The following is a 2,324-nucleotide window of genomic DNA, read 5'->3' as shown; positions in this document are numbered from 1 at the left end:
GGTGGAAAGGCTATTTGGGGATCTCTTTAATGAGTTAAAACATTGAACTTGTATTCTAAGTTCCCTAAATTATAAAAAGCGATTTTGATCACTAAGGATAGTGTGGGCAAAATCGCTTTTTTTGTATGGTTTCACCTAATTGATGAAGTATTGTTTTAGTATTTTTTTGCTGTTTTTTACGTCCCCATGAAAAAGTTAGGCTCTGCCTAACCCCACACACCAAGTGGGAGCATTTTTCTCTTATGCTCTTCTCTCTTTTTAAGGAAAAATTCTAAGAAAGGTTATTTTCATTTTTTGAGCTACCAATCAATGATGATTCACATATTATTTATGAATTATCATTACCTTGGATTTCTTTGTTTGTTAAACTGGAATAGTAGTAAAAAATGATTCATCAGTGATGTGTGATTCACAAGTGATGGGGTGGTTTTTTGCAAACGCATTGGAAGATTATCGATTTTTCTAAACAAGTAGGCAAGCATTATAACACAATAGATGCTTGGTTTAAAAAATTGGAAGCACAACAAATCCATTACGTAAATCGATTGGTTAGTACACAAGAAAAAGCCTATGATGAATTGGATTTAAAGATCGCTCTTTTTATAAAAGAAAAGAGAAAAGAAAAATGGTCACTGGATGCTATTTTCGAAAGTCTCCCTCAACATTTTGAATTGCGCCCATTTCCTTTACATAAAGAACGAGATAATGACTCACAAGTGATCAGTGTTGAGAGCCTAAGAGAGCAAATAGCAAAAGAAATAACTGTTTTGTTTGAAAAGAAATATGATTCACAGGTGGCTCTTTTAAAAAAAGAGCTATTAGCAGCACTACCAAGTCCGGAACAAGAAAGAGATAAAAGAATAACAGATATGATTACGCAGCATCGAATTAGATCCCAACTTGAAGATGAGGCTTTAGGGAAGTGGAAACAACAACCGGAAGAAGAACGGATAAAAAGGGTTGGCTTTTTTCGTAAAGAAGAGGATAGGGACAAGAGAGAACAATTTATTAAAAAATATGTTCAAGAGAACTTTGAGAGGAAAATCAAAGAAGATTTTGAAGATGATTAAATAATAGTTTTCATGTAGATGAAGCGTTCGTTGTTGTGAAAGAAAGGGGAAAGGACATGGCACATAAAGTTACGCTAACAGGTAAGCCAGTGAGTGAGCTGCGTTCAAAAGAGACTTATTATACATTCGATATGGAGGAGAGTGGATCTCCGGCAGCACCTAAAGGTCTTCCGAGCAGTTCGACCATTACTTATACCGTATTTATTAATCAGAAGCAGTTAAAGAAAGTTGGTTTAACGGAAGAAAACATTCAAATGCAAAAGGTTATGGTGCAGGGAGAACCAACCTTAGATATTTCTGTAGACGACTGTCCAGGCGAAATTGGTGTAATTTGCTTCCAAGTATCCATTATTCCGGAGAAACAAAAGAAGAAAGAATCTGACGTAGTAGAAAAAGAACCAGAAAAAAAGGAACCAGAAACAGAAGAGAAGCCGAAAGGACCGGAAGGAACAGAGGACTTTATTTCACTAAAACAGATTCAAGTTCCCGAAACTTTTTTACAGACAAGGCCGAATCCAGTAAAAACACAGAAAGTCATTGACTATGTAAAAGAGAACGGCTGTCTAGATGAGCCCATTACAATTAATCGGGAAACAAAGGTTCTGACAGATGGTTATAGACGCTATATTGTAGCTGAAAAGCTAGAAATGAAAACTGTACCTGTAACGTATCAAAAATAGAGTAGAGACGAACAAGAATTAGGTACTTAATTAGAGGCTGCTTCTTCTCAAGTTGGCCGGGCAGGTTACTTAATAAAGATAAAAAATTTATAAAAATAGGAAGGTGCCAGGCTATGAACGAAGGATCAAACGAAAAACCAAAATCACCAAAAGAAGCGTGGAGAAAACAAATGGAAAAATTTAATGAACTACCTCACATGAAACAGCACGAGTTAAACAATGGTTGGAAACTATACACTAACGCAGAGTTCTCACTGTGGAATAATGCCCCTAATTATTTAATTGTTGATGAAGAATTGGATACGGCGTTTGTATTTTACTTCAAAGAAGAGGTTATTAAAGTTAAAAAATCTGGTTGGGACATAGAGTTTACTTTTAACATCAAAAAGCAACACATTAAAGTATTTCGCAAACCTTCCGAAGACTAATTCAACTAATGCACGTATCTGTTGAATTAAGTGATTTTTAAATTAGATCTCAATGCAACATAATGATGATTATGTTGCATTCAAAAAGCAACCCGTAGCACACGAAAAACCCCTTGGAAACCAAGGGGTTTTTCGTTATAGCAACT

Annotated in this window: 3 protein-coding genes; all 3 read left to right on the top strand. The window is 35.4% G+C overall.

Going from position 1 to position 2,324, the window contains the following annotated elements; all coding sequences use genetic code 11:
• Positions 1 to 431: 431 nt before the first annotated feature.
• On the top strand, positions 432 to 1,070 hold the full coding sequence (locus B1A98_RS19875) for a hypothetical protein (protein ID WP_063384397.1): 639 nt from the start codon (positions 432 to 434) through the stop codon (positions 1,068 to 1,070).
• A gap of 56 nt (positions 1,071 to 1,126) precedes the next feature.
• Positions 1,127 to 1,750, top strand: a complete 624-nt coding sequence (locus B1A98_RS19870) for a ParB N-terminal domain-containing protein (protein ID WP_063384398.1) — start codon at positions 1,127 to 1,129, stop codon at positions 1,748 to 1,750.
• Positions 1,751 to 1,863: 113 nt separating this feature from the next.
• Positions 1,864 to 2,178 (top strand): hypothetical protein, encoded by a 315-nt coding sequence (locus tag B1A98_RS19865; protein WP_063384399.1) that lies wholly within the window; start codon positions 1,864 to 1,866, stop codon positions 2,176 to 2,178.
• Positions 2,179 to 2,324: the final 146 nt, after the last annotated feature.

The organism is Pseudobacillus badius, from assembly GCF_002189605.1.
Classification (GTDB): Bacteria; Bacillota; Bacilli; order Bacillales; family Domibacillaceae; genus Pseudobacillus; species Pseudobacillus badius.
Note: the sequence above shows the minus strand (reverse complement) of the source record. Positions and strands in the feature narration are given on the sequence as shown.